Source organism: Flavobacterium sp. (genome assembly GCF_044348915.1).
Lineage (GTDB): Bacteria > Bacteroidota > Bacteroidia > Flavobacteriales > Flavobacteriaceae > Flavobacterium.
Window position 1 is genome coordinate 1 of sequence record NZ_JBIKRX010000126.1, and the last position, 5649, is coordinate 5649.

Annotated in this window: 5 protein-coding genes; 1 reads left to right on the forward strand and 4 read right to left on the reverse strand. The window is 34.9% G+C overall.

The window, feature by feature from the left end:
* Nucleotides 1-1196, forward strand: a 1196-nt coding sequence (locus ACIQ1E_RS13580) for a M1 family metallopeptidase (RefSeq protein ID WP_396171855.1), incomplete at its 5' end; no start/stop codon positions are given.
* A gap of 10 nt (nucleotides 1197-1206) precedes the next feature.
* Here ACIQ1E_RS13580 and ACIQ1E_RS13585 read toward each other — a convergent pair.
* From ACIQ1E_RS13585 to ACIQ1E_RS13600, 4 genes are all read right to left on the reverse strand, one after another.
* Nucleotides 1207-2397 (reverse strand): hypothetical protein, encoded by a 1191-nt coding sequence (locus ACIQ1E_RS13585; protein WP_396171857.1) that lies wholly within the window; start codon nucleotides 2395-2397, stop codon nucleotides 1207-1209.
* Between the two features lie 81 nt (nucleotides 2398-2478).
* Nucleotides 2479-3309, reverse strand: coding sequence for a type 1 glutamine amidotransferase (locus ACIQ1E_RS13590; protein ID WP_396171858.1), 831 nt, complete (start codon nucleotides 3307-3309; stop codon nucleotides 2479-2481).
* Nucleotides 3310-3406: 97 nt separating this feature from the next.
* Entirely contained in the window at nucleotides 3407-4513 is a 1107-nt protein-coding gene (locus ACIQ1E_RS13595) for a carboxylate-amine ligase (RefSeq protein ID WP_396171860.1), read from the reverse strand.
* 15 nt (nucleotides 4514-4528) lie between these two features.
* The gene (locus tag ACIQ1E_RS13600; RefSeq protein WP_396171862.1) at nucleotides 4529-5476 is read right to left on the reverse strand and encodes a RimK family alpha-L-glutamate ligase; all 948 of its coding nucleotides are present in this window, start codon (nucleotides 5474-5476) and stop codon (nucleotides 4529-4531) included.
* Nucleotides 5477-5649: the final 173 nt, after the last annotated feature.

Below are 5649 nucleotides of genomic sequence, written 5' to 3' on the forward strand. Positions count from 1 at the left end.
AGAATGGCAAGCCATTTATCGCTTCGAGTTGTCAAGGATTGGGAGCTAGTGTTTGGTGGCCCAACAAAGACCATATGTACGACGAGGTCGATGATATGCTCATCAGCGTAAATGTCCCCAAGAATTTGACAGATGTTTCCAATGGTCGTTTGCAAAGTGTAACTGATATGAAGGATGGCACCAGAACTTTCAATTGGTACGTTTCCAATCCTATCAATAATTATGGCGTGAATATAAACATCGGTGATTATGTTTCCTTTTCAGAAGTTTTCAAAGGAGAAAAGGGCGATTTGGATTGTGATTATTATGTATTGAGGGATAATTTAGAAAAAGCCACAATCCACTTTCAAGATGTACCAAGAATGTTGAAATCTTTCGAACATTGGTTTGGACCCTATCCTTTTTACAAAGACAGTTACAAGCTTGTTGAAGCTCCCTATTTAGGAATGGAACATCAAAGCAGTGTTACGTACGGGAATGGCTTTAAAAACGGATATCTAGGTCGAGATTTGAGCGGAACGGGTTGGGGATTAAAATTCGATTTTATTATCATTCATGAGTCAGGACACGAATGGTTTGCTAATAACATCACCTATAAAGACATTGCGGATATGTGGATTCACGAAAGTTTTACCAATTATTCTGAAAGTCTTTTTGTCGAATATTATTACGGAAAAGATGCTGGTGCTGAATATGTTAGAGGGACTAGAAAAGGAATAAAAAATGACCAACCCATTATTGGGCAATACAATGTAAACAATGAGGGTTCTAGCGATATGTACCCAAAAGGTGGAAATATGCTGCACACATTAAGACAAATCCTGAACAATGACGAGAAATGGAGAACAATTTTAAGAGGTTTGAATAGCACTTTTTACCACCAAACCGTTACCACCAAACAAATTGAAGATTATTTAAGTCAACAAATTGGAATCGATTTAAAACCGTTTTTTGATCAATATTTAAGAGATATTAGAATCCCAACTTTCGAATATAAAGTTCAGGGCAACAACCTAGAATACCGCTGGACGAATTGTGTTCCAGGTTTCAATATGCCTGTAAAAGTATCCGTTAACGGAAAAGAACAATGGATAAAGCCTCAAGCAGAATGGACTAATCTGCCAGAAAAATCCAATTTTTTGAAACTAGAAGTGTATAATGATTTTTATGTGAATGTTAAGACGGAAAAGAACTAGTTTAATTTCACTACCTCTCAAACAGCGCAAAAGTCCCGCCAACCCAATCTTTATCCTTATTGAATTTCACGCCAATCATTTCGCCACGGCTCATTCTCGCCAAGTTGCACAGTAGAGTAGGAGCAGCATCGCCTTTTTTCCAAACGCAAAGAACACGGACTTCGACTTTTACTTTCCCATCAGGTGATTGCAAAATAGGGATGTAATTTACTTTTTTCTGAAGGATGTATAATTCTTTTTCAACTACGGCTTCTACATCTTCTTTTTTAACGTTGAAAATGACGCCTGAACCTGAAAAAGAAAATAAAGGTTTCAAAACATAGTTTCCTAAGTCTTCTGGAATTTCAGTCAAGTCACTTAACAAAGTCGTTTCTATGAAGTATTTTCCTTTTAGCATTGGTAAAATAAACTTGCTAATTCTGAAAAACCAGTTGGGATGTCCCGCCCATTCGACATCAAGCTCATCTGTGAATTGAAAATTGAGTTTCAGATCGGTTCGTAAATCCAATTCGTCAAAAATCACTCGATTATAAATGCGTTTCACAAGGATTTCTTCGCCGCTTTGATTTTTGTAAAAGAGTTTAGTACCTTTCTTGATTATTTCAGTAACGCAAACTATCGGAATGCCAAGATCTCTTCGGCAATAGTAAAAATCGATTTTTGTATTTTGTTTTTCTGGCTCAATTTCTAGCAGAATCACATTTTCTTTTGGATGGTTATTGCAGATAACTTCATCCAAAATTTGGTAATATTCTTCTATAGAAATGTCGTTGATGAAGGGTGTTAAATCCGATAAAAAGGGATAATGATTTTTGAATTTCTCGTATAATTTAACTTGGTAATTGAATAATGAAGGAAAACCTTGAACCTCGATAAGTTTTGGAATTACAACTCCATTTTCTTCGCATATTCCAAAATCGATAGCCAGAAAAGTGGTGTGTTCATCTTCATTTGGCACTTTTTTATTTAACTCTAAAGATTTATTGGTCAATTCTTTAAAGTCTTTCTTTTGAATGAATTGTATAACCTCGTTACAACCTTCTAAAATTTGTGCTTTTAATTCATTTGAAATAAAAAAGGGAGTTTCTCCCATTCGAAAAGTAGGCTCATAATCAAAATCTGAAGCGATATCCTCCTTAAATTCCTGATATTTTTTATCAGTAAATTGCGAATTAAAAAGTTGTCTGTATTGGTCAATCATTTCCCTAAAATTGTATATTGTGTAATGTAAAATTGTAAATCGTAAATTACTTTATACGAAAATACTATATACATTATACATTTAGTTGGACAGCATTTTTTTTGTTTTCATTAAGTCATTAATTGCTATTCGGAGGAAATTTGGAATTAAAGTTTCATTGGTACGATAGATTTTATCATCATCCAAAATATCTTCAAGCATATTCCTGAATTTGGTATTACCTTTCATTTTCTTGATTTTCTCCTTGGATTCTTTGTTTCTCAAATTGGCTACAAAACTAATCGGATCGGCTTCTGGATGAAATTGCGTTCCAATGAAATAATCTGAAAAGCGAACCGCCATTATTGCTCGTTCATATTTAACGTGATCTCTTATTTTTTCCAAAGAAATTATTTTAGCGCCTTTTTTTGTAAACACACTTAATTTTGGTTGTACAACCTGATAATCTCTGGAATCAATGGCGTAAAAAGGATCTGCAAGGCCTTCAAAAAGTTGGTCTGTTAGTCCGTCTTTTGTTTTATGAACGGTCATCACACCAAAAGAGGTGTCGTGTCTTTTTGTTATTTCGGCTAAACCAAAGTGTTTGCAAGCCATTTGAAACGAATGACAAATGAATAAGACATGTTTTTTTACCACATTTTCAATGTTCCATTTTGTCAATTCATCAATAAAAGCGTAATATTTCATGTCCCAATCACCATCTCCAATCAAAGGATTTCCAGGCCCTCCAGTCGATATATAAATATCAAAATTTTTGATGTCTGGTAATTCTGATTTTCCTCTTACATCAAAAATCTGGTAGCTTACTATATGACTGAAGCGATTGACAATATCTATGATGCAGCGCATACCTTGATTAGGTGTGCCATCGTACATATCTAAAACCGCTATTTTTAAGGTGTTATTATTCATTATTGTGAAAATTATAAATTTTGTGCAAAGATACCTTTTTCAATAGCAATGTCAATCGAAATGCCGATTTATGCGGAAAATTTTAACAAATACGCAATTAAAGTCCTTTTGTGAACTCAGTTGTTATGAAATCTACAACTTTTGATAAATCATTAGTTTCTTCGAAAACTTTCAATTGTTTGTCAGCACCAGTTCCATTTTTCATAATTTCATAGACATAATTAATTTTATCTCGGCTTCCCAATTCATCTACCACATCATCAATAAATTCCAGTAGTTCTACAATAAGCATTTTGGTTTCCACTTCCTTATGCAAGCCAAAATCGATCATGTGTCCATCAATTCCATAGCGAGCAGCCCTAAATTTATTTTCTCTAATCAAGGCCAATCGATAAATGTTGAAGCTCATATTATGCATTGATAATTTGTATAATTTAGCCACAATAGCTTGAATTATGGCTACAATACACATTGTTTCGTCAACAGTCAAACTCATATCACAGATGCGAAATTCAATGGTATCATAAAATGGATGCAAACGTAAATCCCACCAAATCTTTTTCGGATTGTCAATACAATTGGTTTTTACCAAAGTATCTAAATAATCATCATAAGAAGAAACAGAGTCAAAATATTCAGGTAAACCGGTTCTAGGAAATTTATCAAAGACTTTTGTTCTGAAGGATTTATAGCCTGTGTTTCGTCCTTCCCAAAAAGGCGAATTTGTTGAAATGGCAAAAATATGAGGCAAAAAATAAGTTGCTTGATTCATCAATTGCAAACCAATTTCTCGGTTTTTGATACCCACGTGGCAATGCATTCCGAATATCAAATTCGATCGGGCAGCATCTTGCATTTCGTTTATAATATTGTGATATCGAGGGTCGTCTGTGATAGGTTGATCTTGCCATTTTGAAAACGGATGAGTTCCTGCACCCCCAACAATCAAGCCTTGTTTTTCTGCCAAACCTACGATCGCAGTTCGCAAAGATTTTAATTCGGCTTCAGCTTCTTGAACATTCTTGCAAATAACCGTTCCAACTTCGACCACCGATTGGTGCATTTCGGCTTTGACTTGTTCGTTCAAAATTATTTTGGCACCATCAACAATCTTAGATAAATGTGAACGCAAATCACGAGATTCAGGATCAATAATTTGGTATTCTTCTTCGACTCCAAGTGTGAAAACAGGTAGCTTTTTCATATCTAAATTATATTATTATTTACCAGTCACAGCATCCTTGATAAAGGTTCCCCATGTCAAATTGATTTTTCCTGGTTTCTGTTTTTTGGCAGCGGCAATGGCCATTTTGGCAGCGTGTTCTACCACCCATTCGAAATTATCGGCTCCAACCGAGGTGATTTCAGCATCGGGTGCTGGATTTCCAAAATCGATAGCGTAAGGAATTCCATCACGAACAGCAAATTCAACGGTATTAAAATCATAACCTAAGCCTTTGCAAAGTCTTAAAGTATAGTCTTTCACTTTAGCTAAAAGTACTTTCGAAACAGGCGGTCCATCAATCACATAGCGCAAATGATGCGGATTTCTTGGTTCGTATTGCATAATATGAACATCCTTGCAACCCAAACAATACACACGGAAATATTCAGTAAAGACAATTTCTTCCTGCAACATCATAACCAATTGACCCGTTTCTAGATGTTTTTCCCAAAATTCTTCTTTGTTTTCCAATCGATACACATTTTTCCAACCACCACCGGCGTACGGTTTCATATAAGCTGGAAAACCTATGTAATCAAAAATTCCTTCCCAATCCATCGGATATTTTAAGTTTCGAAACGATTTTCCTGTAGTATCTGTCGGATGTTCAGCCGACGGTAAAATCACTGTATTTGGTAATGGTACTCCAAGTGTATCTGCTAATGAATTATTGAAAAATTTATCGTCAGCACTCCACCAAAATGGATTGTTTATCACGTTGGTTCCTGTTAAAGCGGCATTTTTTAAGTAAGCTCTATAAAAGGGAACGTCCTGCGAAATTCGATCAATAATTACCGCATATTCTCCATCCTTATTTTGTACCACTTTATCAATAGTTACTGCTTCGGCGATAATGCCTTTTTCATTTTTTGAGTTTACTCTGTCGATAAATGCTTGCGGAAAAGTATCTTCCATTCCGAACAATATTCCAATTTTTTTCATTTTAATTATTTTTTAGTCTTAATACTGAATACTTTATTATTATTAAATTAATAGGTATAGGCGTTTAGGCCGCCCAAAAACGAAAATAGTATTACCTTTGTCAAATGAGTACAAGGGAGAAATTTATAGGTGTGAATTCAATAACATTTAACAAGCGATTTAAGGAAGATGCA

Bases quoted from the DNA above. Each gene is read 5' to 3' on its own strand.
- ACIQ1E_RS13585 (WP_396171857.1), bottom strand. From the start codon at position 2,397: ATGATTGACCAATACAGACAACTTTTTAATTCGCAATTTACTGATAAA.
- ACIQ1E_RS13590 (WP_396171858.1), bottom strand. From the start codon at position 3,309: ATGAATAATAACACCTTAAAAATAGCGGTTTTAGATATGTACGATGGC.
- ACIQ1E_RS13595 (WP_396171860.1), bottom strand. From the start codon at position 4,513: ATGAAAAAGCTACCTGTTTTCACACTTGGAGTCGAAGAAGAATACCAA.
- ACIQ1E_RS13600 (WP_396171862.1), bottom strand. From the start codon at position 5,476: ATGAAAAAAATTGGAATATTGTTCGGAATGGAAGATACTTTTCCGCAA.